Raw genomic sequence first — 26659 nt, forward strand, 5'->3', positions numbered from 1 at the left:
ACGATGTCAGCCAGATCTTTATATCACACTCATCGCACATTGCTGATGAGATGTTTCCTCACCATAACCTCGTTAGTGTTGCAGTTCGTAGCCCTGCATTCGTTCGCCCAGAATCTTTCCAACAAAGGGAAAGAATTCTGGGTGGGCTACGGACATCACCAGTTCATGGAACCGGGATGGACCAACTCACAGGAAATGATCCTGTACCTCAGTGCGGAACAACCTGCTACCGTTACGGTGAGCATCAATGGTACCGCATGGACCAGGACCTATAACATTCCTGCCAACACAGTAATTACTTCCGACCTGATTCCCAAGGTAGGCGGATTTGATGCGCGGCTCTATTCGCCGCCGCCATCATTCGGCGGTACCGGTGGTGAAGGCGTTTTTACCAACAAGGCTATTCATATCCAGAGTAATGTTCCTATTGTAGCCTATGCCCACATATATGGTAGTGCCTCCTCAGGCGCTACCATGCTTATGCCGGAAGAAACATGGGGTTATTCCTATATCTCCGTCAACAGTGAGCAGTATTACATGGATGATTGTTTCTCCTGGATGTATGTAGTCGCTAACCAGAATAATACAGTTATTGAAGTAACACCATCGGCGCTTTCCCGCTTCAACCGGCCTGCCGGCGTGCCTTTCACGGTAACGCTCAACCGCGGCGATATTTACCAGTTAGTAGGTGGATCGCTCGGCGGCAGCAAAGGACGGCAGCTCACCGGTACCACCGTGAAGTCTATTGCCAACAGCGCCGGACAATGTTACCCGGTGGCGGTATTCTCCGGCAGCAGCCGTACTTCCATTACCTGTAACGGTTCCAGCGGCAGCGGCGATAATAATATGCAGCAGATATTTCCGTTCCAGGCATGGGGCAAACGCTATCTTACCGCGCCGCCCTCTGCTTCCGGAAATGCTTCTACGCTGCAGACAGCCATCTATAAAATCGTCGTGAAAGATCCTGCTACCGTGGTGAAGAAGAATGGTGCAGTGCTACCGGTAACCAGCCTGATTTCCAACTCATACTATGAATATAACAGTAAGACGGCTGATTATATTGAAGCTGATAAACCCGTGCTGGTAGCACAGTTTATGCCTTCTGAAAGCTCCTGCGGAAATACCGGGGTAGGCGACCCTGAGATGGTGTATATCAGCCCGATAGAACAGGCAATTAAGCGGACAGGATTCTATCGTAACAATGTGGAAAGTATCACCACCAACTACCTCACGCTCATCATTCCTACGGGAGGCGTACCCTCTCTGCTGATTGATGGCAGCAACACATTCAATCATTCTTATGTGCACCCTAACCTCCCCGGCTATACGGTAGTGGTGAAACGATGGCCAGCCGCTCCGGCGCAGTGTATTGTAACCAGCGACTCCGCCTTTGTGGCTACTACCTATGGTCTCGGAGGTGTTGAAAGCTACGGCTACAACGCGGGTACGCTGATTAATAACCTCAATGCCGTAGGCGCGATCCATAATGAACTGGATACCTCCAGAACCGTGAATGATTTCACCTGTACCAATACGCCGGTGGAATTGTCTATCCTGATGGCCTACAAGCCAACAAGGATGGTATGGAGGTTAAGCCTGCTCGGCGCTGCGATTACACCTAATGCAGACGTTACCGTGAATGCGCCGGTACCCGTGGCTACCGTGACGCTCAACGGTATTCCCTATTACAAATACACCCTGCCGGGTACCTATAAATTCAGCAACATTGGCAGCTATGATATTACGGTTTTGTCCACTCATCCATCTATAGAGAATTGTAACAATACCGAGAAGGTAGGTTATACGCTCATCGTGAAAGGTAAACCCAGAGCTATTATGAGCTATGACTATACCGGTTGTACGCTGGACAGCGTCATCTTCAAGGGAAAAGATATCCAGCCGGAATATCCTATCAACCGCTGGAAATGGACTTTCCCCGGACCGGCGCTGGACAGCGGTATTGAAGTACACCGCGTATTCCCTCCCGGACCTGCCAATGTTACGCTGACGGTTATCTCCAAAGAAGGTTGTGTAGGTGACACTACCTTCCAGGTAACAGCCTTCCCCAAGCCGGTAGCTAATTTTACTACAGATGTGGCAGAACTTTGTGAAGGAGGCGTACTGAAGGTAACGGATAATTCTACCAACACAAGCCCTACGCCTGTGAGCAAATGGTACTGGAATTATGGCAACGACTCTGTGCTGATTGCCACTACCAACGGGCCACAGACGATTGTGTATAAAGACCGCAACACGTTTACGATCAAACATGTGGTGAAAGTCAGCGAACTGTGTGTGAGTGATACCGTTTCAAAAACCGTTACCGTATTTGGTACGCCGCATGCCGGCTTTACGTATCCGGCTGCCTGTCTGCCGGTGAGTGGCCTGGTGCAGTTTACCAGCGGTGCTACCGTACCTGACGCGCAGAATATTACCACCCACAGCTGGGACTTTGGCGATGCCGGCGCTACGCCGGCAAATCCGAATACATCTGCGGTAAAGGATCCTACACACGCCTATACGAAATTTGGTACCTACAACATCAAATATAAAGTCACTACCGATAAGGGCTGTACGAAGGATACCACCATTACGGCGACCTTCAAACTTAAACCAGACCTGGCTTTCAGCGCGCTCACAGGTATGTGTGTGAATACGCCCGGTTCTGTACTGATTAATGCGGCCTCCGTGAAAAACGGTGTGACAGGTAAAGGCTACTACAAAGGGCCCGGCACCGATTCTACCGGTAAGTTCACGCCATCCAAAGCAGGGGCAGGCACGCATACCATCTGGTATGTATTCAATACCGACAATGGCTGTGCTGATTCCGTTTCCACGACCATTGCCGTATTCCCTAAACCTGATGCCGCCTTCGGTGCTACTGCCAGCCTGTGTCTGGGCCAGCCGGCAATCATCACCGACCGTTCCACGATCAGTGCAGGTAATGTAGCTTCCTGGAAGTGGGATTATGGTAATGGTACACAGTATACCAGCACCAACGGCAATCCTTTCAATATCGGCTATACGAAAGACAGCACCTATGAAGTGAAGCTGGTAGCCGTGAGCGATAAAAACTGCGTCAGCGATACAGCTAAGGCGAAAGTGATTGTACATCCTTTGCCGGTAGCTGACTTCAAAAATCCTGATGCGATCTGTATGCCGGAAGGAACGGCGAAATTCAAAGATCTGTCCGCTATTAAAGATAACTCCACCCTTTCCTACAACTGGGATTTCGGCGATGGTACAGGTACTTCCGGCACTAAAGATCCGGTGTATAACTACAAAGCCTATGGTCCGTTTGAAGTGAAACTGAAAGTTACCTCTGCCTTTGGTTGTACCGCCAGCATCTCCAAAAAGCTGGATGCCTTCTTCGGCCAGCCGGTAGCCAGCTTCAGCGTAGCGCCGGATGAGCTGTGCCAGGGTACGGAAAGCATCTTCACTGATAAAAGTACAGATGCTGCCAGCACCATCAACAGCTGGAAATGGGAATTCGGGGATGGTACCACCACTTCCGATCAGCACCCGTCCAAAACATATAGGAACCCCGGAGAGTATGCCGTGAAGCTCACTGTTACCAACGCCGCAGGATGTATCTCTGCGCCTTTCAGCAGCAAGGTAACCGTTTACCTGCAGCCGGTGATAGATGCCGGTCAGTCGTTCGTGGTGCCGCAGGGTACTGTGATCACCTTCCGGCCGGTAGCGAATGATTCGGTACGCCTGGCATTCCGCTGGACGCCTGCAGGAGACTTCCCGAATCCGACGCTGCTGTCGCCCACCATTACAGCGATGCACGACCAGGAATATACGCTGACAGCCACCGGACAACATAACTGTACTGCCAGCGACAAGATGTCGGTGAAAGTGCTGAAACCAGTGCTGCCGCCAAATGCCTTCTCTCCGAACGGTGATAACATCAATGATAAATGGGTGATCCATAACCTCAGCGAGTATCCTGGTGCAAAGGTGGAAGTATTCAACAGGTACGGACAACGCGTATTCAGCTCAGACAGCTATATCCTGCCATGGGACGGTAGTTTCAAAGGTAACCCGCTGCCGGTGGGCACCTACTACTACGTGATTACGTTGCGTAACGGATTCCCGCCACTCACAGGTTATGTGGCTATTATCAGGTAAGTAAAATCATTCACATAAAACACGGACAGCAAAATGAGAACAAAAATTGTAGCGTTGCTAATGTCAGTGACAGCCACGGTAGCCGCCTCCAGGGCTATGGCGCAGGCTGACCCTCACTTCTCCCAATACTACGTATATCCGTCATGGTTAAACCCTGCGCTTACCGGCGCATTCGACGGAGACTACCGTGTGGCGGCTATCTACCGTACGCAGTGGGGAAATATCAGTCCATTCAGAACATATGGCGTGGCCGCAGAAGTGCCCACCAACAAGAATATCAACTTTGGCGCCAGCGTACAGAACCAGTCGGCCGGCGATGGCGGATACAACTATACCACCGGCTATGTAAGCGCCGCCTATACCGGTGTGAAGCTGGACCAGCTGCATCATCATCAGCTGACCTTCGGACTGCAGCTGGGTTTTATTCAGCGCCGCTTCGATCCATCCAAACTCACTTTCGGGGAGCAGTGGAATCCGGTTACCGGTTATAATCCCGGCAATCCCATCACGGATGGCTTCAGACGCACCTCTGCCATGTCTTTCGACGCAGGTGCAGGCGCCTTGTACTATGACGCCACACCGGGCAAAAGCTTTAATATCTACGGTGGTTTCTCGGTGATGCACCTGACGAAACCGCTGGATCAGTTCAGCGCTACCGGCGATGCCCGTTTCCCTATGCGGTTTAATGTGCATGGCGGTGTGAAACTAACGTTGTCGGATGTACTGAGTATAACACCCAACTTCCTGTTTATGCAGCAGGGTCCGGCGCAGGAGAAAATGATCGGTGCATACGGGCAGGTGAGGGCTGCATCGGATGCGGACTTCCTGCTGGGCCTGAACTATCGCTGGAAAGATGCCTTCACTACGCATGCGGGCTTTATCTATAAGTCCATGATGCTGGGTGTCAGCTATGATATCAACACTTCCGATCTGAGCAAGATGGCGCGTGGCTCCAACAGCTTCGAGATCTCACTGACCTTCATCGGGCGCAGGAAAGTGAAGACACCGGAAGTGGAATTTGTTTGCCCCCGCTTATAATCACCTTTTAACGTAACAGGCATCTCATGAAAAAAATATTTTTAACCGCAGCGGCCATTCTCGCAGGCATGGCGTCTTATGCGCAGTTCACCTACGATTACCTGAAAGCTGCCGATCAGTATTACCGCAAGGAAGATTATAATTCTGCCGCACAGTATTATGAGAAATACCTCGGCTCAAAAAGTAAATCTTTCCGCCCGGAAACATACAAACCCTATGCTGCCATTGGTGAAGCCAAAAAGAAGCAGATACCCGTGAGTAATGAGCAGCAGGCCGTTTACAAGCTGGCGGAGAGCTACCGTAATCTGAATAACTACCAGAAGGCGGCTCCTTACTATGAAACTGTACTGGAATATAACAGCAACGGTTTCCCGCTGGCATCCTACTATTATGCAGTGTCATTGCGCGCACTGGGTAAATATGAAGAAGCAGAGAAAGCATTCAGGAATTTTCTGGCCGGATATACGCCTGTGGATAACTATCAGGCTGCCGCTACCAGAGAAGTGAATAACCTGGTGTTCATAAACAGCCAACTGAAGAGAACTGATATTAATCAGTACGAAGTCCGTAAAGCGCCTTCCGCGCTGAACACCACCGGCGCAAGCTATGCGCCGGTGTGGGCTTCCAACGGTTCGCTGCTGTTCACTTCCACCCGGCCTGCATCAGAAAACAGGCATGTGTATATCAACCGCGTATATACAGCAGATTACAGCGACGGACAGACCAGCAACATAAAGCTGCTGCCGCTGGATCAGCCGTCTGCCCTGCATCAGGGTGCGCTGAGCCTGTCGCCTGACGGACAGCGTATGTATATCACCCGCTGGCATATTGACCACGGAAAGAAGATTTCATCCATCTGGTTGTCCCGCAGGAGTGGCGAAAACTGGAGTGAGCCTGTGTTGCTGGACGATGTGATCAATGCCGCCGGCAGTAATACGCAGCAGCCTTATGTGTTGCCCGATGGGAAAACGCTGCTCTATGCCAGTGACAGACCCGGCGGCCAGGGCGGATTTGACCTCTGGTATGCAGAGCTGGATGAAACCGGAAAACCGGTACGCAGCGCCAGCCTCGGCGATGTAATCAACACCGGTGGTAACGAACAGGCGCCTTATTACCATGCTGCTACCCGCACGCTGGTGTTCTCCACCGATGGCAGAACAGGTATGGGCGGCTACGATTTCTTCAGCAGCAAAGGCGCTCCCGGCAGCTTTCAGCCACCGCTGAACATGGGCTATCCGGTGAACTCCGTCAAGGACGATATCTATTTCGCCAGCCGCAGCAACAATAAAAATTTACTGGATGATGTGTTGCTGGGAACAGACCGTGCCGCAGAATGCTGCCTGGAACTGTTTTTTCTGCATAAAAACCGCCCGCCGCGGCAGCTGAGCGGTATCGTAGTTGCCTGTGATAACAACACGCCGGTAGCCGGAGCTGAAGTGCGTATAGTCGATACCGTTAATAACCGCGTTATTACCACCCGCAGCACCGGAACAGATGGCAGCTATGCCTTCACGGTAGATGAATACCTGCCGCTCCGCGCAGAGGCTAACGCTACCGGCTATACGGCTGGTGTGCAATCCATCGCAGTGCCTGCCGATGACGATGCTCCGGCTATTACCGCACCGGTGCTGTGTATTACACCAATCGTAACGCCGCCGTCGCCGGTGACGCTCGAAAACGTGTATTACGATTACGACAAGGCCACCCTGCGGGAAGAGTCTTTTGTATCGCTGGATAAACTGGCAGCTACCCTGCAGGCTAACCCGGCCATGGAAATTGAGCTGAGCGCACATACCGACAGCATCGGCCGGAAAGCCTATAACCAGCGCCTCTCTGAAGCGCGTGCCAAAAGCTGCGTAGAATACCTGGTACAGAAAGGAATTGACCCCAACAGGCTTACCTATAAAGGTTATGGCGCTACCCAGCCGATTGCTCCCAACAGCATGCCCGATGGCAGCGACAACCCTGAAGGCCGTCAGCAGAACAGAAGAACCACATTCACCGTGTTGAAGAAATAGCAGCGCCCATGGTTTCACTTTAAATACCTGAGTAATGAAAAAGTTTGTGCTCACAGGTTTGATAACAAGTATCATGCAGCTGGCGCTGGCACAGCAGCAGCCGCATTATACACAATATATCATGAATCCGTTTATCATCAACCCGGCTGTAGCGGGGATAGAGAATTACTGGGACCTCCGGTTGAGTCACCGCCACCAGTGGGCGGGGCTCAACGGGGCGCCCGTAACCACCTACCTCACGGTGCACGGACCATTGCGTAAATCGGATTATGCTACCGCTTCTCCTACCGGCTTTGATACGGAAGGAGAGAATCCGCGGGGGAAAGCATATTGGGCGGACTATACCACGCCGCCGCCGCATCCCGGCGTAGGGTTCACCATCCTGAACGACCGCGCCGGCCCGCTGAACAGGTTTTCCTTTTCCGGCGCATATGCGCATCATATCAACCTTTCGCCCAGAACCAGCATCAGTGCCGGCATCGCGGTAGGTATGCAGCAGGTAACCCTCGATGCGAGCAAGGTGGCCTTCCTGGATCCGGCAGATCCCGTACTGGGAGGAGCTACCGGTACACTGAACAAGTGGCGCCCTGAAATCAGCGCCGGGCTTTGGTTGTATGGCGCCGATTATTTCATGGGCCTGTCAGCGCAGAATATCATCCCGCAACAGATAGGCTATGATAATGGTAAACTCACCGGCGACAGCCTCTACAGGGGTAAGCTCGTACCGCACATCTTTTTCACCACCGGCTACCGCCTCTGGTTAAATGATGACCTCAGCGTACTGCCATCCGTGATGATTAAGTTCATCACCGCCATGCCCATGAGCGTGGATGTGAACGCCCGGTTTATGTACCGGGACCGCTTCTGGGCCGGCGCTTCCTACCGCCTGCACGACGGCGTGGCCGGTATGTTCGGGGTGAACATCAATTCCATGTTTAATATCGGTTACTCCTACGACTATACGGCATCGTCGCTGAATGTTGTCAGTAAAGGTTCGCATGAAATAATGTTAGGATTCCTGCTCGGTAATAAATATAAGGATACCTGTCCGAGAAATGTCTGGTAAGAAAATATCATCCGTGTAAAATCATCATCTGCATAAAAAATAAATCAAACCACTTAAATCCAAATTGTAATTATGAAACATGTATTGCGTTGCATTCCGTATGCACTGGTTCTTTCTGTTGCCGTATTATTTGCCGCCTGCTCCAAAGATGGCGCAGCTGGCCCTGCCGGTCCTGCCGGCAATCCCGGCCCTGCCGGTCCGAAAGGTGATCCTGGTGCGCCGGGTTCAGCCAACGTGATATATTCTACCTGGCTGGATGTACAGTATGGCGTAGCAGAAACCCAGACACGCCCGGATGGTACTATCGATACCACACTGTTTGCCGCCGGCATCCCCATGCCTAAGGTAGACTCCATCATGCTGGGACATGCGCTGGTAAACGTATACGTAAACCTGGGCACAGCGCTGAGACCCAACATCGTGGTACTGCCCTACATCGATGAAAGCGGTGTTATGATACGGTACCTCGCCTCCTCAAAATTACTCACCCTGGTATCCAATGTGAACGCAGGCACAGCCAATACCACTGCCGGTAAAAGATTGCAGTACCGCTACGTGGTAGTACCCGGTGGCGTAGCTGCCCGTGCGGCCAATTCCATTGACTGGAAAAAATATACAGAGGTGCAGCAATACCTGCATCTGGAAGACTAAGGTTAATTACTCATAGCCTCCAGCAAGAAAAATTGGTCCCCTTATCCAGGGGGACCTTCCTGATACCTTACTTATTTAAAAACGATTGAACGCTGTGTATGAACAAGTATAACGACTTCACCGATCATGAGCTGATCCGCCTTTACGTAGCAGGTGATACCCATGCTTTCACCGCCCTGGTGCATCGTCATAAGCAAAAATTGTTTACAACCATTGTGCTCCTGGTCCGCAACCGTGACCTGGCGGAAGATATTTTCCAGGAAGTATTTATCAAAATCGTCAATGCCCTGCACTCCGGGCAATACTCCGACAATAACCGTTTCCTCGCATGGGCCGTACGTATTGCCCATAACTGTTGTATCAGCCATTTCCGCAAAGTTAACTCGTGGTCAAAAATGGTGGTAGGATACAACGATGATATCGGCGACAGCATGGATTACATGGAACATAGCGCCGAACATCATCTGATTACCGGAGAAATTAATCATGAAATAGGACAGATGCTCGACCAGCTGCCCCTGCTTCAGCGCGAAGCCATCATATTACGCTATTACGCCGACCTGAGCTATAAGGAAATGGCCCAGGCCGTAGGCATCAGTATTAATACAGCTTTAGGCCGGGTGAGATACGCGTTGATGAATTTGAGGAAGCAGATGGTAGTGGAAGAATGAGATTATTAATTACGAATTACGAATTGCGAATTACGAATGTAGAAGCGGAGATTTAAGTGGAGATGAAAGAAGATATTTAATAGATGATTCCCTTTAATCTACGTTTAGCTCTTCGCTTCTACATTCGTAATTCGCAATTCGCAATTCGTAATTCTTATTTCCGGACATCTCTGTACCAAAACCGGACACTTTCCTACCTTACACCTATTCCAAACGATTGATAGCCAATAGGCAAAACTCTGGCACAATCGTTATACAATAGTGTGTATGCTGTTAAATTATCTTAAAATAGCCTGGAGAAATTTACTCCGCCGCAAAGTCTTTTCTTTCATTAACATCGCCGGTCTGGCGATCAGTCTGGGTTGTGTACTGATCATTGTGTTGTATGTGATGGATGAACTGAGTTATGACAGGCATATACCCGGCTATGAGCGGATTTACCGCGTTACACAAACAGTCACATTTAATGGCCGTTCAGGAGATGATATTGCGATGTCTGATATGATGGGGCCTATTCTGAAGCGGGAGTACGCGGAGGTGGAGCACTTCTCGCGGATAGCTTCCTATGGGGATCCTGTGCTGGTGCAGAAAGGCAGCAGTTTCTTTTCGGAGAAGGTAATAGCCCATGTGGATTCCACTTTCTTCCAGGTGTTTGCATTGCCGGCACTGGACGGAAATCCGGCTGCAGCGCTTTCTGAGCCTAATACAGTAGTCATTACCGCAGCTGTGGCAGAGAAGTATTTCGGTACTACCCGGGCTGCCGGTCGCATGCTGAATATCCGGGAAGGTAAGGAAGTGAAAGCCTATAAAGTGGATGCTGTTATCCGGAACATCCCGCAGAATACACATTTCCGGTATGACATGTATTTCTCCATGAAAAACTTTGCATACGAATGGGGGCGGCTGGGCGCCATGAATTTCTATACCTATGTGATGCTGAAGAAAGGCGTGGATCCGGTAGCTTTTTCAAAGAAGTTTTCCGATGGTTATATCAGCAGGTATTTCTTTCCGGAAGTGTTGTATAAGCTGTTGAATATTCCCAGCATGGAAGCCTTTGCAAAAGCTGGTAACAGTGCTGCTTTCTGGGTGATGCCACTGGCAGATATTCACTTCCGCTCTGCTACTGCAGGAGAAATCAGGCCTGCCGGAAATATCCGGTATGTCTATATTTTTTCGGCCATCGCTTTATTTATTCTGCTGATAGCCTGTATCAATTTTATGAATATGACGACGGCCCTGGCAGCGAAGCGTTCCCGGGAAGTAGGGGTGCGTAAGGCTTTGGGCACAGGCCGCCGGGAGCTGATACTGCAGTTTCTGACAGAGTCGGGATTGCTGGCTATCGTTGCTTTTTTGCTGGCGCTGGGGCTGGCAGCGGTTTTTATCCCCGCCTTCAATCAGCTGACGGGTAAAGAAGTAAGCATCGGCATGTTGCTGCAGCCTCAGATACTGCCGCTATTGCTGGTGGCCCCATTGCTGACCGGGCTGCTGGCCGGCAGCTACCCCGCCCTGTTTCTGTCTGCCTTCCGGCCTATAGAAGCATTGAAGGGCAGGGTGAAATCTGCCGGTGCTGACAGCGGCCTGCGCAGAGGCCTGGTAGTATTTCAGTTTGCCACTTCTATTGTACTGATCGTTGGAACGCTGGTGGTGTATCAGCAGCTGTATTTCATCCAGCATAAGAACCTGGGCTACAATAAGGATCAGGTACTGGTGATTAATGGCACCGGGGCGCTGAACAATGATGCATCCGCGTTCAGGAATGAAGTGTTGCAGTTGCCCGGTGTAAAAAGCGGTACACTCAGTTCTTTCCTGCCGGTGAGCAACGCCAGCCGCAACAGTAATATGGTAGCCCCCTCCCGTGCAATGAAGCCTGATGAAACATTCGGTATGCAGGAGTGGTATGTGGATGAAGACTATATACAGACCATGGGTATGGAGGTACTGAAGGGGAGAGGTTTCTCCCGCGATTATGGGGATAAAAATGTCATCATCATCAATGAAGCTGCAGCCAGACGTATGGGGAAAGGAGATCCCGTCGGAAAAATGATTTTTGAATTATCTATGGGTACCAGTGCCAACGGCTATACGGTGGTAGGGGTAGTCAAAGATTTTAACTATGAAACACTGCATCAGCCAGTGCAGCCGCTGGGGCTGATATTGGGGACAGATATCTCCTCGGCGGCATTTAAGATTACCGTGAATGAACATGTGGATAAGCTCCTGCAGGATATTCAGGGGAAATGGAGTTCTTTCGCACCAGGGCTGCCTTTCAGTTATAATTTTCTTGATAAATCTTTTGAAGAGATGTATCAGGGAGAACAGCAGGTGGGCCGCCTGGCGCTGCTGTTTTCATCGCTGGCTATTCTGATTGCCTGCCTGGGTATATTCGGACTGGCCACTTTCATGGCGGAGCAGCGCACCCGGGAAATAGGGGTACGCAAGGTGCTGGGCGCAAGTGCGCAAAGCATCGTGCATCTCCTGAACCGTGAGTTTCTGCGTTTGGTAACGGCAGCCTTTATCATCGCTGTGCCTGTTTCCTGGTGGATGATGAATAAGTGGCTGGCAGATTTTGAATACCGTATCCGTATCAGCTGGTGGGTATTTGCAGCTGCCGGTGCAACGGCTATCCTGATAGCGCTGTTTACAGTCAGTTTTCAGTCTGTGAAGGCGGCGCTGACAAATCCTGTTAAAAGTCTCAGATCAGAATAAGTGTTAATTCCATCCATTTAACCGCATCCATTGGAGTACGGGGGGCAGCCACTCAGCCGGCTGCATCCCCGTTACAAACCCATGATCTCCCTGCTGATACAGCTGCATCGCTGCCGGCACATGATTTTTCTTCAGCGCCAGGTAATAGTAAATACTGTTTTCTACGGGCACTATTTTATCTTCTTCGCTATGTATGATATAGGCGGGAGCAGTATGGCTGTTCACCCGCAGGTCTGTGGAAAAGCGGGCATACAGGGCGGTATCGGCGCCGAGCAGGTGATCGCGTGAACCGCGGTGGCCTATGCTGTCGCTCATGCTGATAACCGGATAGATGAGTACGGAGAAAGCGGGCTTGTTAGCAGTGTTGTCTGATAAAACGGCTGCAGACGATGCCAGGTGCCCGCCGGCTGAAAACCCCATCACACCTGTTTTTTCAGGATCTATATGATATTGGTCTGCATGCGCTTTCACATAGGCGATAGCTGCCTGTACATCTGTTAGCGGGCCTTTGCTTTTATCTGTCATAATACGGCTGTCGGGCAGCCGGTAGCTGAGTACAAAGGCAGTGATGCCCTGAGACACCAGCCAGGCTGCCGGAATGTAGCCTTCCCGCTGCATCATCAGGCAATGGTAGCCGCCACCGGGACAAATAATAACAGCGCTGCGGCCTGCCTTGCCGGATGGCCGGAATACTGTCAGCGTAGGGGCGGTAACGTTATAGGCAATGCCACGGGTGCTGTCGGTATATTCTTTAACCGTACCGTTGGCAACGGCCAGCGGCACTGCGCCGGTATAAAGCGGAATAACCTGCTGCGCCTGCAGCGTGGCAGTATATATCAGCAGGATGCTGAGCAGTAACTTTTTCATACGTGGAATTTATCTCTCTAAAATAAACATTCTCTTCAGATATTGATAGGTATCCGCAATTGTATCGGCTGACTTTGAGAAAGGAAAATAATCCGGTAATTTCAGGCGATTAATCTGCCTGAAATTTATGCCCGTAAAAAAAATAGCGCCTGTCATTACTGTCTTCTGTTATCATCCCAGATTCCATGAATTTTATGTGGCAGCTGACCTGAAGTTTTATTTCAACCGCCATACCGGCAGCTTTGAAATGGATCAGCATCCGCACAGCGATCCCTTCCCTGTGCCGGTTGAGTTGCATAATACGGCAGATGCGGGTATCCTGCAATTTGATACGGTATACCGCGGGCAGCAAACAACGTATGAGTTAACGGCGCTGCATCCCTGGGATATAGTGATATTTAACCTGGTCCGGGAGATCAGCCATGCGGATTTTACGTTCCATGATGATGACAAAGACAAGATAGAATTGATTTTTGAGGGAGGAGATTTATCGAAGATTTATTTTTATAAGCATGAAGATGACCAGCTCATTGATTCATTGAGAATAGTACGTTATGAAGGCAGTCTGCATCTGGTCAGGCAGCGTCCTTTTACCCGCATACCGCTGAAGGGCTTGGTGCTGGAAGGTAATCAGCTGCTGGCGCATACCGCTACGGAAATAATTCAATACACATTGCACACCCAACCTTTTATTCTTGGCATCATGAAGCAGCTGCTGGAGAACATCCAATTATCATCCGTTTAATAACGTAACCTCCCTCCAAACCTTCGCAATAGCTCCGCTCAACTCCGCTTCAATCTTCGCTCCAAATCCACTCCAATCTCCGCTCCAAATCCGCTCCAATCTCCGCTCCACATTCGTAATTCGCAATTCGTAATTCGTAATTGCTCAATAAGTAATTTCCGGCAGCCCTTCGTATTCAGCGCGTGTAATAACGGATTCATCATCCGGTTTTACTTTGCGGACGGAGTTTACCGGCCAGTAGTCCAGGTTTTCGGAGGGGAGTTCATATTGCAGTATTTCACGTATATCCGTATCTGTTAGGTCTGGCTGTATCCATTTTTCTGCGAGGGCGGGAGTGAGCATGAGTGGCATTCTGCCGGCGTTGTCGCCGCCGTTGTGTATCTGCCGCATGAGTTTGTTGGCGCTGCGTGTCAGCAGCGTAAAGGTGGGGATACGTTCGGGTTTATCCACATCCCAGGAGTTGGAGAGTGCCCACAGGCCGGCGATGAAGAAGATGTCTTCCTCACGGGACCTGATATAGTAGGCGACTTTATTTTTCCATCCGGGGATCTGCCGGTATTCGAAGAAGCCGGTAGCGGGCACGAGGCAGCGCTGGTGCCTGATGGCGTTCCAGAGCGTACCGTTTTCCAGTACTTTTTCGCTGCGGGCATTCAGGAAGAGCTGTCGTTGTTTCCTGACTTTTTCCGGGGTGTCCAGCATTTTGGGGATAGGTCCCCAGGTGTATCTGTCGAGCCGGATACCGTTGTTATTCACTACTACGGGCCACTGCGGAAAGGACATGCCTATTTTGTGCCAGGTGTTGGTGACGTCAAGGTCCAGGTTGCCGGCGGTTTTCAGCACGGGCATAGCTTTGAGGATACCGGATAATTTAGCGGCCAGGGCGAGATCGTAGCACATAACGGCAAAAATTCTGTTGCCGGTAAAGGTAATGCTAAATCTCTTCTGCTGTATCTGCGGGTACAGGTATCAGGGCTACATATATGCGGTATCCCGGCGGCTGTGAGGCGGCGGTGTACAGTTTGTCCACTTCTTCCTGATGATGTGAACGGTAAATATATTTTCGTCTGTCAAATCGTATTGTCTGAAAATGTGCGTTGGCCGAGGCGATATCTTTATATGGTGTGATCAGGAATACTTCTTTTGTGTTGACATCTGCGGAATTGAAACCTTCCGGAAAGGACTGGCGGACAAATAAACTGAATCCGTCTTCCAGCAGTGCGGATAACAGCGCTGCTGTCAATAAAACCGATGGGTGGTGCATAACTGCTGTTATTTCACTATTTACGTATGTCTACAATTACTGCCGTCACTACGCCCCATACCTGGAATTCTGTGTCTTCAGCTATTACAAATGGTTTATAAAAAGGGTTTTCGGGGTGTAATACCCAATGGCGGCCGGCTTTTACCAGTCGCTTGATCGTAAATTCGCCATCCAGTACTCCTGCGATAATATCGCCGGTAGAAGGCTTCAGGGCGCGGTCTACTACCGCCAGGCAGCCGTCCGGTATATTGGCTGCGGACATGCTGTCGCCTTTTACACGTATAATAAAGGAGGCGCCGGGGTTAGGATGCAGGGTGCGGGAAAGGTCTATTTCCGCAATTTCGTCGGGGGCGGGTGAGGGAATCCCTGTGTTAATGTCAAAGAATGGCAGGGTCATGTTCAGCTCACTCAACTTCAATGCTTCCATACAACTATCGCTTTAAATGAATACTAATATTATTAGCAAAATAACGCTAATTTTTTTAGTTTCCAAAGGTTCTTAACAGGACGTTTACATTTTTTTATGTAATTATTTGAGATTTGGTCATTTATAATGCAGCAAAGATTTTCAGGGATTTAATAAAAAGTATGCTGCGGTTTTTTTGCCTGCGTTTCTTTGAAGTAATTACACTGGTTTTTTATGTAATTATTTGAGATATATGTAATGCGAAGATATGGATAGCTATTCTTTCGCTCAGTTCTTCGCGCTGTATAAATCTCAAATAATTAAATAAAAAAATAACTTTGTTTTCCCGATTTACTTATTATTTTTGTACCCGACATTATGATTACTAATATACATATCCATCATCACCATCATTCTTACCGCACCGGTAGGCTGGGATGTTAATGTGTATAACCACCATATTAGATCATCAACAGGGGCTTACCACAGCGGTAAGCCCCTTTTTTATTTTTACCCGAAATGAAACTAAAGATCGCCATCCAGAAATCAGGACGCCTGCACGATGATTCCATCAAACTGTTGAAGGAATGCGGGATCGACATCAACAACGGTGTCAACAAGCTGAAGACAGAAGCCAGCAACTTCCCGCTGGAAGTGTTTTTCCTGCGTGATGATGATATCCCGCAATACATCGAAGATGGTGTGGCGGATATTGGGATAGTAGGGGAGAATGTAGTGCTGGAGAAGAAAAAGCAGGTAAACATCGTAGAGAAGCTGGGTTTCGGCAAATGCCGCCTTTCCATGGCAGTGCCCAAAGCTATGGAATACGCTTCTGTACAGGATCTCCAGCATACCCGCATAGCTACCAGCTATCCGGTAATTGTGAGTGAATTTCTGCAGCGGCATAACATTACCGCAGAAATTCACGAGATCAGCGGCTCTGTGGAAATTGCGCCGGGTATTGGTCTGGCTGATGCTATCTGCGATCTCGTCAGCAGCGGATCTACCTTATTTATGAACGGACTCAAGGAGGTGGAAACCGTACTGAAGTCGGAAGCCGTACTGGCGGCCTGTCACCAGCTGCAGCCGGAACAACAGCAGCTGCTGGATAAGTTACAGTTCCGCATTCAGGCAGTAAAGCGTGCCAAGAATACCAAGTATATCCTGCTCAACGCGCCGAATGAAAAGCTGAATGAGATCATCGGTCTGCTGCCAGGGATGAAAAGCCCTACGGTATTGCCGCTGGCCCAGCAGGGATGGAGTTCTGTTCACTCTGTACTCAATGAAAATGATTTCTGGGATATCATCGAGAGCCTGAAAGCCGCTGGTGCACAGGGAATCCTGGTGGTGCCGATTGAAAAAATGGTGATCTAAAAATATTAGTGATGCAAACAATCCGATTTCCTGAACCATCCGCCTGGAGTGCCCTGTTGCAGCGGCCTGTAATGGATACTTCCATGCTGGAGCAGAAGGTAGACGGCATCCTGCAGGATGTGCGCCGTAACGGCGATCAGGCAGTGCGCAGGTATGCCGCTGAATTTGATAAGGTAATACTGACTGAACTGGAAGTGCAACCTGCCGCCTTCGCTGCTGCAGAGGCTGCCCTGGATCCTGCGCTGAAAGCCGCTATCCGGCAGGCGGCACAGAATATTACCGCCTTCCATAAAGCACAGCAGGAACAGCCGCAGGTCATTGAAACCATGCCCGGTGTACAATGCTGGCGTAAATCAGTAGGGATAGAGAAAGTAGGGCTGTATATCCCCGGTGGCTCCGCACCGCTGTTCTCCACTATCCTGATGCTGGGAATTCCCGCTACCATAGCGGGTTGTAAAGAGATTGTGCTTTGCACGCCTTCCCTGCATCCGGCCATCCTCTACACAGCCCAGCTGGTGGGCATTTCAAAGGTGTTCACTATCGGCGGGGTACAGGCCGTTGCTGCGATGGCCTATGGTACGGAATCTGTGCCGCAGGTATATAAAATTTTCGGTCCCGGTAATCAATATGTTACCTGTGCCAAGCAACTGGTAAATAAAAGCGGCATCGCTATAGATATGCCGGCAGGGCCTTCAGAAGTGGCCGTACTGGCGGATGAGAGCTGTGTGCCCGGCTTCGTGGCGGCAGACTTGCTCTCGCAGGCAGAACATGGTCCGGATAGCCAGGTGGTGCTTATCACCACCAGCGAAAAAGTTATTGCCGATGTGGAACAGGCGCTCAACGACCAGCTGGAGAGGCTTCCACGCAAATCCATCGCCACAGAGGCACTGCTGCACAGCAAAATGATACTCGTAAAGGATATGGATACCGCCATAGCCATGATCAACGCCTATGCGCCGGAACACCTCATCCTCGCTTGTAAAAATGAAATCAATATCGCTGATAAAATCACCAATGCAGGCTCGGTATTCCTGGGTAACTACACCCCGGAAAGCGCCGGCGACTACGCCTCCGGCACTAACCATACCCTGCCCACCAACGGCTACGCCAAAGCATACAGCGGCGTTTCGCTGGATAGCTTCGTGAAAAAGATTACCTTTCAGCAGATCTCCGCACAGGGCCTGCAACAGATCGGCGCTACCATCGAAACCATGGCTGCCGCCGAAGGCCTGGACGCACACAGGAATGCGGTAAGCATACGACTTAAAAATATTTAGTCATTTGAGATGTTTTTATTTGAGATTTCTCTCCAATCATAGTCTCTTCCGGACTTGAATGCTTCAGCAGGTACCTTGTTCCGCAACAAATCTCAAATAAACACATCTCAAATAAAAAAATGAATTTCATGTTTAATCTCGATTCACTACTCAGAGAAAATATAAAAAGGCTGGTGCCTTATTCTTCCGCCAGGGATGAATTTAAAGGGGAGGCATCTGTATTCCTGGATGCCAATGAAAACAGCTTTGGCTCACCGTTACCGGTCAATTACAACCGCTATCCGGACCCGATGCAATGGAAGCTGAAATATAAGCTGGCAGATGTAAAGGGCGTGCCGCCGCAGAATATTTTTATCGGCAACGGCAGCGATGAAGCCATCGATGTGCTGTTCCGCGCTTTCTGTAACCCCGGTGGCCGTGATAATGTGGTGCTTTGTCCGCCTACCTACGGTATGTATGAAGTGAGCGCGCACATCAATGATGTAACCATCCGCAAGGTGAGCCTCACGCCTGAATTCCAGCTTGATATAGCCGGACTGCAGCAGGCGGTGGATGAAAATACCAAACTGATATTTATCTGCTCGCCCAACAATCCTACCGGCAACTCCATCCACCGCGCGGATATAGAGCTGCTGCTGAATAACTTTGACGGTATCGTAGTAATAGATGAAGCATATATCAACTTCTCCCGTCAGAAATCCTTTATTCAGGAGCTGACCGAATATCCAAACCTGGTAGTGCTGCAAACCTTATCCAAGGCGTGGGGGCTGGCTGCGCTGCGCATAGGGATGGCCTTTGCCGGCGAAGACATTATCCATGTCTTCAATAAGGTGAAGCCACCCTATAACATCGGACAGGCTACACAGGAGCTGGCCCTGCAGGCGCTGGACAACGTAACCCGCGTAAATGAATGGATACGGGAAATCGTGATTGAGCGCGATCTGCTCTCCGCATCGCTGGAACAGCTGCCGGCAGTACTGGAAATATATCCCAGCGACGCCAACTTTATCCTGGTAAAAACCACCGATGCCAAAGGTATCTACCAGTACCTCACCGAACATGGCATCGTGGTGCGCGACCGCTCTAAGGTGGAGCTGTGCATGGGATGCCTCCGCATCACCGTAGGCACACCGGAAGAGAACCTGCGCCTCCTGGAAGTATTGAAAACATATCAAGTGAAAACTGAAACACCGGTATCTGCATGAAACGAGTGCTCTTTATAGACCGCGACGGCACCCTCATCAGGGAAGTGCCGCCCACTTATCAGATCGACAGCCTGGAAAAAGTGGAATTCTATCCCAAAGTATTTGTGAATATGGCCCGTATCGCTGCGGAGCTGAACTATGAACTGGTGATGGTCACCAACCAGGACGGCCTCGGCACCGCTGCCTTCCCGGAAGATACCTTCTGGCCAGCCCAGCAAATGATTATCAGGGCCTTTGAAAATGAAGGGGTACATTTCAGCGAAGTATTCATTGACCGCAGCTTCCCGGCCGACAATGCGCCTACGCGCAAGCCCGGCACCGGTATGCTGACCCGCTTCTTCTCTGAAGAATATGACCTCGCCGGCTCTTTCGTTATCGGCGACCGCATCACAGATGTGCAGCTGGCTAAAAATCTCGGCGCTAAAGCCATCTGGCTCAATGAAGGAAATGGCCTCGGCAACGCTGAAATCAGCGATGATATGGCCGCCCTGCAATCCGTTATAGCCCTGGAATCTACCGACTGGAACAAAATCTATGAGTTCCTGAAGCTGGGCCTGAGAACGGTGACGCATACACGCAAAACCAATGAAACAGATATCGCCATCCGCATGAACCTGGACGGCAGTGGTAAGGCAAACATCAGCACCGGCCTGGGTTTCTTCGATCATATGCTGGACCAGATCGCCCGCCACGGTGGTATCGACCTGGAAATCACCGCCAAAGGAGATCTGCACATCGATGAACACCATACTATTGAAGATACCGGCATCGCCCTGGGAGAAGCCATGGCGCTGGCCCTGGCCGATAAACGCGGTATTGAAAGATATGGTTTCTGCCTGCCCATGGACGACTGTCTCGCACAGGCAGCCATCGACTTCGGCGGCCGCAACTGGCTCGTATGGGACGCCACCTTCAACCGGGAAAAGATAGGAGAGATGCCCACAGAAATGTTCTTCCATTTCTTCAAATCCTTCTCCGACGGCGCTAAAGCCAATCTAAACATCAAAGCTGAAGGCGAAAATGAACACCATAAAATAGAAGCCATCTTCAAAGCCTTTGCCAAAGCCATCAAAACAGCCGTGAAACGCAACCCGGCGAGGATGGAGCTGCCAAGCACGAAAGGCGTACTTTGAGTTAATTACGAATTAATAATTACGAATGACGAATGATGAATGGCGAGTTACGAGCGAAGACATGAGCGAAGATATGAGCAGATAATATTTATTTAATACCACTTCTGATCTTCGCTGTAGTCTTCGCTTTTAACTCGCCATTCATCATTCGTTATTCGTAATTCCGAACAAATGCAAATTTTTTCGAAGAAAAAATTTGCATTTGTTCGGAAAAAGTTTGATTTTTGTTTCCATTATGAAAAATATCCTGACAAATAAACATTGGTGGTGGCACGGAATCAATCCCTGATCTGTGTTACAGTGCCATGTTTCGTCATGAAATATAATTGGAAGGCTCGCTGTTACACAGCGGGCCTTCCGGCTTTTTAGGCCTTCCCGTTTTAATCATAAAAAACACTTTTACCCTGAATATTATGCGTACCATTCAAGTAAAAACAAAATGCAAACAGATGCTGGCGGACATCTTCACGCCAGTAGGCATTTATCTCCGACTACGCGATAAGTTCCCAGGCTCTATCCTCCTGGAAAGTACGGACTACCGCGCCAGCGAAAACAGTTACTCCTATATCTGTATTAAGCCTATCGGCGGCATTGAAGTGACCTCAACGAGCAACTTCGAATTTAAATACCCCAACCTGCCGGTAGAAAAGAAACAGCTGAAGAACAAAGAACAGGTGCAGGACGAAATAGGGAAGTTCCTGGGTAATTTTTCCTTCGCCGGAACACACCCGATCCCAATGGCACAGGGCCTTTTCGGGTATACCGCCTTCGATGCGGTGCAGTTCTTTGAAACCATAGAGTTTAATAAGAACAAGCAGGCAGACAACACCATCCCGTTGATGCGCTATCGCTACTACCAGTACATCATTGCCATCAACCACTTCAAGGATGAACTGTACCTCTGCGAAAACCAGATAGAAGGCATTGACAGCGAATTTGATCTGGTAGAATCGCTGATAAAGCACAAAGACTCACCAGGGTATCCGTTCAGCGCTGTAGGAGCAGAAAGCAGCAATATGACTGACGCGGAATACATGCAGATGGTGGAGATGGGCAAACAACACTGTTTCCGCGGAGATGTTTTCCAGGTTGTACTCTCCAGAGCCTTCCAGCAGTCCTTCTCCGGCGACGAATTCAACGTATACCGCGCCCTCCGCTCCATCAACCCTTCTCCCTACCTCTTCTTCTTCGATTACGGCGATTATAAATTAATGGGTTCTTCCCCGGAAGCACAGATCATTATCAAAGACGGCACTGCCGCCATCCACCCGATAGCAGGCACTTTCCGCCGTACCGGCGATGATGTGCAGGATAAGTTACTGGCCGACAAACTCCTGCAGGATCCTAAAGAAAATGCAGAACACGTGATGCTGGTAGACCTGGCCCGGAATGACCTGAGCAGAAACGCCACCGATGTGGAAGTAACCACCTATCGCCAGGTGCAGTACTACTCACACGTTATTCACCTCGTAAGCGAAGTGACCGGAAAGGTAGATCCGAAAACCAATCCGTTCAAACTGCTGGCCTCCGCCTTCCCTGCCGGCACTTTATCCGGTGCGCCCAAGTACCGTGCCATGCAGATCATCGATACGCTGGAACCTACGCCACGCGGGTTCTACGGCGGATGCATCGGCGCCGTGTATTTCAACGGTAACTTCAACCACGCCATCATGATCCGCTCTATTCTCAGTAAGATGAATACACTTTACTATCAGGCCGGCGCCGGCGTGGTAGCCAAGTCTGTCGCCTCTTCCGAACTGGAAGAAGTGGGCAATAAACTCAATGCACTAAAACAAGCCATTCTGCTGGCACAAAAACTCTGATATGAACATCCTGGTATTCGATAATTACGATTCCTTTACATACAACCTCGTACATCTCGTCGAGAAATTAATCAATGGTAAAGTAACCGTTGTCCGCAACGATGAAATTCCGCTGGAGAAAATAAAAGACTACGATAAGATTATTCTGTCTCCCGGCCCCGGCATCCCCGAAGAAGCCGGACTGCTGCTGCCATTGATTAAAGAATATGCGCCTTCCAAATCCATCTTCGGCGTATGCCTGGGCTTACAGGCCATCGGAGAGGCTTTCGGCGGATCGCTGATTAACCTGAAAGAGGTATATCACGGCGTGGCTACCAACGTAAAGGTGACAGCCAGAGATGGCCGCCTCTTTAAAAATCTGCCTGATGAGCTGCAGGCCGGCCGCTACCACTCCTGGGTGATAGATAAAAAAACGTTGCCCGCAGATCTCATCCTTACCGCAGAAGATGAAGAAGGCTACATCATGGCCCTGCAGCATAATAAGTATGATGTGAGCGGTGTACAGTTCCATCCTGAAAGCGTACTCACGCCGCAGGGGGAACAGATCCTGAGAAACTGGCTGGAGTTGTAATATCATCCGCCTGCTTTTTTCTCTTCCTCATTTTTAAATCATTCTTGTAATGAAAAAGATTCTTAACTACCTCTTCGAACATAAAACATTCAGCCGCGAAGCGGCCAAAGATATACTGATCAACATCTCCAAAGGCATGTACAACGAAAGCGAACTGGCAGCCTTCATGACGGTATACCTCATGCGCAGTATCACCATCGATGAACTGCTGGGCTTCCGCGACGCCCTCCTGGAGCTGTGCGTACCCGTTAACCTCAACGGTTATGACGTTCTCGATATCGTAGGCACCGGCGGGGATGCAAAAAATACCTTTAATATTTCTACCTTGTCGTGCTTTATCGTGGCCGGCGCCGGTGGAAAAGTAGCCAAACATGGTAACTACGGCGTTTCCTCTATCAGCGGGGCATCCAACCTGATGGAGCTGGTAGGATACAAGTTCAAGGCAGATGATGCCAAACTGAGAACAGAGCTGGAAGAAGCCGGACTGTGCTTTCTGCATGCACCGCTCTTCCATCCGGCCCTGAAGCATGTGGCGGGCATCCGCCGCCAGTTAGGTATCCGCACGTTCTTCAATATGCTCGGACCGCTGGTGAACCCCGCTTTCGCACAGCATCAGCTGATAGGCGTTTACAGCCTGGAAATGGCCAGGGTGTATAACTACCTCTTCCAGCAGACGGATAAGAAATTTGTGATTGTACACAGCCTGGATGGCTACGATGAAATATCCCTCACGGCAGATACCAAAGTGATTACCAACGCCGGAGAGCAGGACTGGACGCCGGAACAGCTGGGCAAACGCAAAGTACATCCGGAAGATATTTATGGCGGTAACACCGTAGAAGAAGCGGCTAAAATATTTGTGAAGATATTAAAGGGAGAAGGCTCCTGGGCACAGAACTCCGTTGTGCTGGCCAATTCAGCGATGGGCCTGTACAGCCTCGGCAAATACAATAATTATGAAGACGCCTTCGCGGCAGCCGTAGAGTCACTGGAGTCCGGCAAAGCGCACCAGGCATTTAAAAAGCTGATTGAATTACAATAATAGCCATGAAAAATATTCTCGCAGAAATAGTTGCACATAAAAAGACAGAAGTAGCGGCCCGCAAGCTGCAACGCAGCGCAGAAGAGCTGCAGCAGACCTCTGCATTCGACCGCGAGCCCCTTTCCCTGCGCAGCTTTTTGCGTCAGCCCGGCAAAACCGGTATCATCGCAGAGTTCAAACGGAAATCCCCTTCCAAGGGGATTATCAACGGCAACGTAACCGTGCAGCAGGTAACTACTGCCTATACCCGCTACGGCGCTTCCGGCCTTTCTGTACTCACCGATGAAAAATATTTCGGCGGCTCTTCCGATGACCTGGTACAGGCCCGCAGCTTCAACCAGATACCCATCCTGCGGAAAGATTTTGTTGTAGATGAATACCAGATACTGGAAGCCAGAGCCATCGGTGCAGACGTGATCCTGCTCATCGCAGAATGCCTGGAAGCCGATGAAGTAAAGCAGCTTGCCACATTTGCACATAACCTCGGACTGGAAGTACTCCTGGAAGTACACAGCGAACCGCAACTGGAGAAAATCACGGAACATACCCACCTGGTGGGCGTTAACAACCGTGACCTCATCACTTTTGAGGTGGACTTCAACCGTTCCTGCCAGCTGGCTCCGAAAATTCCGGCCGACAAGGTAAAGGTGGCGGAAAGCGGTATCAACGACCCTGCTTCCATAGTAACCCTGAAAGATGCCGGTTTTGAAGGATTCCTGATCGGAGAACATTTCATGAAACAGGAAGACCCGGCCCGTGCATTCGAAAATTTTGTACAAACGCTGAACGATTTACAGGCTAAACCATAACAATATGCGTATTAAAGTCTGCGGCATCACACGGGTCAACGATTTACAGGGATTGGTGGAAAACAGCGTGGATTTTGCCGGATTTATCTTTTATGAAAAGTCGCCGCGCTTCGCGGCCGCCAGAATAGATGCCAGAACCGTCAGGGAAACAACAGGCATCCGGAAAGTAGGCGTGTTTGTCAACGCCCCACAGGAGCAGGTGCTGCGCACCATTGCTGACTACGCGCTGGATATGGCACAGCTGCACGGCGATGAAACGCCCGCCTTCTGCGCCGCCATCCGCGAACAGGTGCCGGTTATCAAGGCATTCCGTATAGGCGATGACGTTAACTGGGAAAAAGAGCTGGCTCCCTACCTGGAAGTGACAGACTATTTCCTGTTCGATACCGCTTCGGCCAAAGGATATGGCGGTACCGGCGACCGCTTCAACTGGGAACTGCTGCAGCAATATCCTTTTGCGCATCCTTTCCTGCTCAGCGGCGGCATTACACCGGATGATGCAGCCATCATCAACAGCCTGCAACTGCCTGCCCTGTTTGCAGTAGATATCAACAGCAAGTTTGAAGATAGTCCGGGTGTCAAGAACATCCCTAAAGTGAAAGCGTTTGTGGCGGGTCTGACCGCTAAAAGTTAACATTATAAATTTCAAGTCATGGACATTGCGATAAATACCTCCCACTCGAAATACCAGGTAGATAAAAATGGCTACTATGGCAGATTTGGTGGAGCCTATATTCCTGAAATGCTCTATCCCAACGTGGAAGAGCTGCAGCAGCAATACCTCAGCATCCTCAGCGATCCTGCTTTCCAGCAGGAGTTCGAAGCGCTGCTCCACGATTATGTGGGCCGCCCTTCCCCGCTGTACTTTGCCAAACGCCTATCCGAAAAATACAACGCACAGATATACCTGAAAAGGGAAGACCTGAACCATACCGGTGCGCATAAGGTGAATAACACCATCGGCCAGATACTGCTGGCAAAACGCCTGGGTAAAAAGCGTATCATCGCGGAAACCGGCGCGGGGCAACATGGCGTAGCCACTGCTACCGTATGCGCCCTGATGGGACTGGAGTGTGTGGTGTACATGGGAAGCATTGACATAGAAAGACAGGCGCCCAACGTAGCCCGCATGAAAATGCTCGGCGCTACCGTAATACCTGCCACCAGCGGCAGCAAAACGCTGAAAGACGCTACCAACGAAGCTATCCGAGATTGGATCAACAATCCCACTGATACGCATTATATCCTCGGCACTGCCGCCGGCCCACATCCCTACCCGGATATGGTTGCCCGCCTGCAGTCCGTGATCAGCGAGGAAATCAAAAAACAGCTGTTTGCCAAAACCGGCGATGCACACCCCGACTACGTGGTGGCCTGCATCGGTGGTGGCAGCAACGCTGCCGGCGCCTTCTTTCACTACCTGGATGCAGAAGATGTGAAACTGGTAGCTGTAGAAGCCGGCGGCAAAGGGGTACACAGCGGATTTTCCGCCGCTACCACCCAGCTGGGAAAAATAGGTATCATCCATGCCAGCAAAACATTGCTCATGCAAACAGAAGACGGCCAGATCGTAGAACCACATTCTATCTCCGCCGGCCTCGACTATCCCGGTATCGGACCCATGCACGCCCATCTGTATGAATCAGGCCGCGCCATGTTCCTCGACGCTACGGATGACGAAGCCCTCGCTGCCGCCTATGAACTGAGTAAACTGGAAGGTATCATTCCCGCCATGGAATCAGCCCATGCACTCGCCAAACTGAAAGACCTCCCGCTCAACGCCGCCGACGTAGTAGTGGTATGCCTTTCCGGCCGCGGTGATAAAGACCTGGATACCTACATCCGTCACATGAATAAATAAA

22 protein-coding genes are annotated in these 26659 nt (G+C 50.3%); 18 read left to right on the plus strand and 4 right to left on the minus strand.

The features are described from left to right. The first annotated feature begins 3 nt into the window (after positions 1-3). From GWG06_RS12685 to GWG06_RS12715, 7 genes are all read left to right on the plus strand, one after another. The gene (locus GWG06_RS12685; RefSeq protein ID WP_235938307.1) at positions 4-4134 is read left to right on the plus strand and encodes a PKD domain-containing protein; all 4131 of its coding nucleotides are present in this window, start codon (positions 4-6) and stop codon (positions 4132-4134) included. A gap of 33 nt (positions 4135-4167) precedes the next feature. Then, the gene (locus tag GWG06_RS12690; RefSeq protein WP_160713628.1) at positions 4168-5172 is read left to right on the plus strand and encodes a PorP/SprF family type IX secretion system membrane protein; all 1005 of its coding nucleotides are present in this window, start codon (positions 4168-4170) and stop codon (positions 5170-5172) included. 26 nt (positions 5173-5198) lie between these two features. After that, a complete protein-coding gene (locus GWG06_RS12695) occupies positions 5199-7190 on the plus strand; it encodes an OmpA family protein (RefSeq protein WP_160713630.1) in 1992 nt (663 codons plus the stop codon). 34 nt (positions 7191-7224) lie between these two features. Next, complete coding sequence (locus GWG06_RS12700) at positions 7225-8256, plus strand: PorP/SprF family type IX secretion system membrane protein (RefSeq protein WP_127041043.1); 1032 nt, start codon at positions 7225-7227, stop codon at positions 8254-8256. 72 nt (positions 8257-8328) lie between these two features. After that, positions 8329-8907 carry a hypothetical protein gene (locus tag GWG06_RS12705; protein ID WP_127041041.1) on the plus strand — a complete coding sequence of 193 codons (579 nt, stop codon included), beginning with the start codon at positions 8329-8331 and terminating at the stop codon, positions 8905-8907. A 98-nt stretch (positions 8908-9005) separates the two neighbouring features. Continuing rightward, positions 9006-9578 carry an RNA polymerase sigma factor gene (locus GWG06_RS12710; RefSeq protein WP_127041038.1) on the plus strand — a complete coding sequence of 191 codons (573 nt, stop codon included), beginning with the start codon at positions 9006-9008 and terminating at the stop codon, positions 9576-9578. Positions 9579-9845: 267 nt separating this feature from the next. Then, a complete protein-coding gene (locus GWG06_RS12715) occupies positions 9846-12284 on the plus strand; it encodes an ABC transporter permease (RefSeq protein ID WP_160713632.1) in 2439 nt (812 codons plus the stop codon). A 3-nt stretch (positions 12285-12287) separates the two neighbouring features. Here the strand turns inward: GWG06_RS12715 and GWG06_RS12720 are convergent, their stop codons facing one another. Then, on the minus strand, positions 12288-13151 hold the full coding sequence (locus GWG06_RS12720; RefSeq protein ID WP_160713634.1) for an alpha/beta hydrolase: 864 nt from the start codon (positions 13149-13151) through the stop codon (positions 12288-12290). 127 nt (positions 13152-13278) lie between these two features. On the opposite strand from GWG06_RS12720, the gene GWG06_RS12725 reads away from it, so the two are divergent. Then, positions 13279-13896: a DUF8184 family protein gene (locus tag GWG06_RS12725; protein ID WP_160713636.1), complete on the plus strand. Its 618-nt coding sequence runs from the start codon at positions 13279-13281 to the stop codon at positions 13894-13896. Positions 13897-14040: 144 nt separating this feature from the next. On the opposite strand, the gene GWG06_RS12730 is transcribed toward GWG06_RS12725, so the two are convergent. From GWG06_RS12730 to GWG06_RS12740, 3 genes are read right to left on the minus strand one after another with little or no spacing between them, the layout of a single operon-like run. Beyond that, a complete protein-coding gene (locus tag GWG06_RS12730; protein WP_127041026.1) occupies positions 14041-14793 on the minus strand; it encodes an SOS response-associated peptidase in 753 nt (250 codons plus the stop codon). Between the two features lie 34 nt (positions 14794-14827). Beyond that, positions 14828-15157, minus strand: coding sequence for a hypothetical protein (locus tag GWG06_RS12735; protein WP_127041023.1), 330 nt, complete (start codon positions 15155-15157; stop codon positions 14828-14830). A gap of 16 nt (positions 15158-15173) precedes the next feature. Then, positions 15174-15584, minus strand: a complete 411-nt coding sequence (locus GWG06_RS12740; RefSeq protein WP_160713638.1) for a LexA family protein — start codon at positions 15582-15584, stop codon at positions 15174-15176. Between the two features lie 498 nt (positions 15585-16082). On the opposite strand from GWG06_RS12740, the gene hisG reads away from it, so the two are divergent. The 10 genes from hisG to trpB all read left to right on the plus strand — a co-directional run bounded on the left by hisG (position 16083) and on the right by trpB (position 26658). Next, positions 16083-16937, plus strand: coding sequence for an ATP phosphoribosyltransferase (hisG, locus tag GWG06_RS12745; protein WP_127042721.1), 855 nt, complete (start codon positions 16083-16085; stop codon positions 16935-16937). Positions 16938-16948: 11 nt separating this feature from the next. Continuing rightward, entirely contained in the window at positions 16949-18214 is a 1266-nt protein-coding gene (gene hisD, locus GWG06_RS12750; protein ID WP_160713640.1) for a histidinol dehydrogenase, read from the plus strand. Positions 18215-18342: 128 nt separating this feature from the next. Beyond that, positions 18343-19419 carry a histidinol-phosphate transaminase gene (hisC, locus tag GWG06_RS12755; RefSeq protein WP_173962907.1) on the plus strand — a complete coding sequence of 359 codons (1077 nt, stop codon included), beginning with the start codon at positions 18343-18345 and terminating at the stop codon, positions 19417-19419. After that, positions 19416-20552: a bifunctional histidinol-phosphatase/imidazoleglycerol-phosphate dehydratase HisB gene (hisB, locus tag GWG06_RS12760; RefSeq protein WP_160713642.1), complete on the plus strand. Its 1137-nt coding sequence runs from the start codon at positions 19416-19418 to the stop codon at positions 20550-20552. The genes hisC and hisB overlap by 4 nt, the downstream gene beginning before the upstream one ends. A gap of 413 nt (positions 20553-20965) precedes the next feature. Further along, entirely contained in the window at positions 20966-22375 is a 1410-nt protein-coding gene (locus GWG06_RS12765; protein WP_127042728.1) for an anthranilate synthase component I family protein, read from the plus strand. A 1-nt stretch (position 22376) separates the two neighbouring features. Further along, positions 22377-22946 carry an anthranilate synthase component II gene (locus GWG06_RS12770; protein ID WP_160713644.1) on the plus strand — a complete coding sequence of 190 codons (570 nt, stop codon included), beginning with the start codon at positions 22377-22379 and terminating at the stop codon, positions 22944-22946. 49 nt (positions 22947-22995) lie between these two features. Then, positions 22996-23988, plus strand: a complete 993-nt coding sequence (trpD, locus tag GWG06_RS12775; protein ID WP_127042732.1) for an anthranilate phosphoribosyltransferase — start codon at positions 22996-22998, stop codon at positions 23986-23988. Positions 23989-23993: 5 nt separating this feature from the next. Beyond that, a complete protein-coding gene (trpC, locus tag GWG06_RS12780; protein ID WP_160713646.1) occupies positions 23994-24797 on the plus strand; it encodes an indole-3-glycerol phosphate synthase TrpC in 804 nt (267 codons plus the stop codon). A gap of 4 nt (positions 24798-24801) precedes the next feature. Continuing rightward, complete coding sequence (locus GWG06_RS12785; protein WP_127042737.1) at positions 24802-25431, plus strand: phosphoribosylanthranilate isomerase; 630 nt, start codon at positions 24802-24804, stop codon at positions 25429-25431. An 18-nt stretch (positions 25432-25449) separates the two neighbouring features. Beyond that, positions 25450-26658 (plus strand): tryptophan synthase subunit beta, encoded by a 1209-nt coding sequence (gene trpB, locus GWG06_RS12790; protein WP_160713648.1) that lies wholly within the window; start codon positions 25450-25452, stop codon positions 26656-26658. Position 26659: the final 1 nt, after the last annotated feature.

It is taken from the genome of Chitinophaga solisilvae (assembly GCF_009928525.1).
Lineage (GTDB): Bacteria > Bacteroidota > Bacteroidia > Chitinophagales > Chitinophagaceae > Chitinophaga > Chitinophaga solisilvae.

What these genes read in the sequence shown, in the direction of transcription:
- GWG06_RS12685 (WP_235938307.1), top strand. Translation starts at nt 4, where the DNA reads ATGTCAGCCAGATCTTTATATCACACTCATCGCACATTGCTGATGAGA.
- GWG06_RS12690 (WP_160713628.1), top strand. Translation starts at nt 4,168, where the DNA reads ATGAGAACAAAAATTGTAGCGTTGCTAATGTCAGTGACAGCCACGGTA.
- GWG06_RS12695 (WP_160713630.1), top strand. Translation starts at nt 5,199, where the DNA reads ATGAAAAAAATATTTTTAACCGCAGCGGCCATTCTCGCAGGCATGGCG.
- GWG06_RS12700 (WP_127041043.1), top strand. Translation starts at nt 7,225, where the DNA reads ATGAAAAAGTTTGTGCTCACAGGTTTGATAACAAGTATCATGCAGCTG.
- GWG06_RS12705 (WP_127041041.1), top strand. Translation starts at nt 8,329, where the DNA reads ATGAAACATGTATTGCGTTGCATTCCGTATGCACTGGTTCTTTCTGTT.
- GWG06_RS12710 (WP_127041038.1), top strand. Translation starts at nt 9,006, where the DNA reads ATGAACAAGTATAACGACTTCACCGATCATGAGCTGATCCGCCTTTAC.
- GWG06_RS12715 (WP_160713632.1), top strand. Translation starts at nt 9,846, where the DNA reads ATGCTGTTAAATTATCTTAAAATAGCCTGGAGAAATTTACTCCGCCGC.
- GWG06_RS12720 (WP_160713634.1), bottom strand. Translation starts at nt 13,151, where the DNA reads ATGAAAAAGTTACTGCTCAGCATCCTGCTGATATATACTGCCACGCTG.
- GWG06_RS12725 (WP_160713636.1), top strand. Translation starts at nt 13,279, where the DNA reads ATGCCCGTAAAAAAAATAGCGCCTGTCATTACTGTCTTCTGTTATCAT.
- GWG06_RS12730 (WP_127041026.1), bottom strand. Translation starts at nt 14,793, where the DNA reads ATGTGCTACGATCTCGCCCTGGCCGCTAAATTATCCGGTATCCTCAAA.
- GWG06_RS12735 (WP_127041023.1), bottom strand. Translation starts at nt 15,157, where the DNA reads ATGCACCACCCATCGGTTTTATTGACAGCAGCGCTGTTATCCGCACTG.
- GWG06_RS12740 (WP_160713638.1), bottom strand. Translation starts at nt 15,584, where the DNA reads ATGGAAGCATTGAAGTTGAGTGAGCTGAACATGACCCTGCCATTCTTT.
- hisG (WP_127042721.1), top strand. Translation starts at nt 16,083, where the DNA reads ATGAAACTAAAGATCGCCATCCAGAAATCAGGACGCCTGCACGATGAT.
- hisD (WP_160713640.1), top strand. Translation starts at nt 16,949, where the DNA reads ATGCAAACAATCCGATTTCCTGAACCATCCGCCTGGAGTGCCCTGTTG.
- hisC (WP_173962907.1), top strand. Translation starts at nt 18,343, where the DNA reads ATGTTTAATCTCGATTCACTACTCAGAGAAAATATAAAAAGGCTGGTG.
- hisB (WP_160713642.1), top strand. Translation starts at nt 19,416, where the DNA reads ATGAAACGAGTGCTCTTTATAGACCGCGACGGCACCCTCATCAGGGAA.
- GWG06_RS12765 (WP_127042728.1), top strand. Translation starts at nt 20,966, where the DNA reads ATGCGTACCATTCAAGTAAAAACAAAATGCAAACAGATGCTGGCGGAC.
- GWG06_RS12770 (WP_160713644.1), top strand. Translation starts at nt 22,377, where the DNA reads ATGAACATCCTGGTATTCGATAATTACGATTCCTTTACATACAACCTC.
- trpD (WP_127042732.1), top strand. Translation starts at nt 22,996, where the DNA reads ATGAAAAAGATTCTTAACTACCTCTTCGAACATAAAACATTCAGCCGC.
- trpC (WP_160713646.1), top strand. Translation starts at nt 23,994, where the DNA reads ATGAAAAATATTCTCGCAGAAATAGTTGCACATAAAAAGACAGAAGTA.
- GWG06_RS12785 (WP_127042737.1), top strand. Translation starts at nt 24,802, where the DNA reads ATGCGTATTAAAGTCTGCGGCATCACACGGGTCAACGATTTACAGGGA.
- trpB (WP_160713648.1), top strand. Translation starts at nt 25,450, where the DNA reads ATGGACATTGCGATAAATACCTCCCACTCGAAATACCAGGTAGATAAA.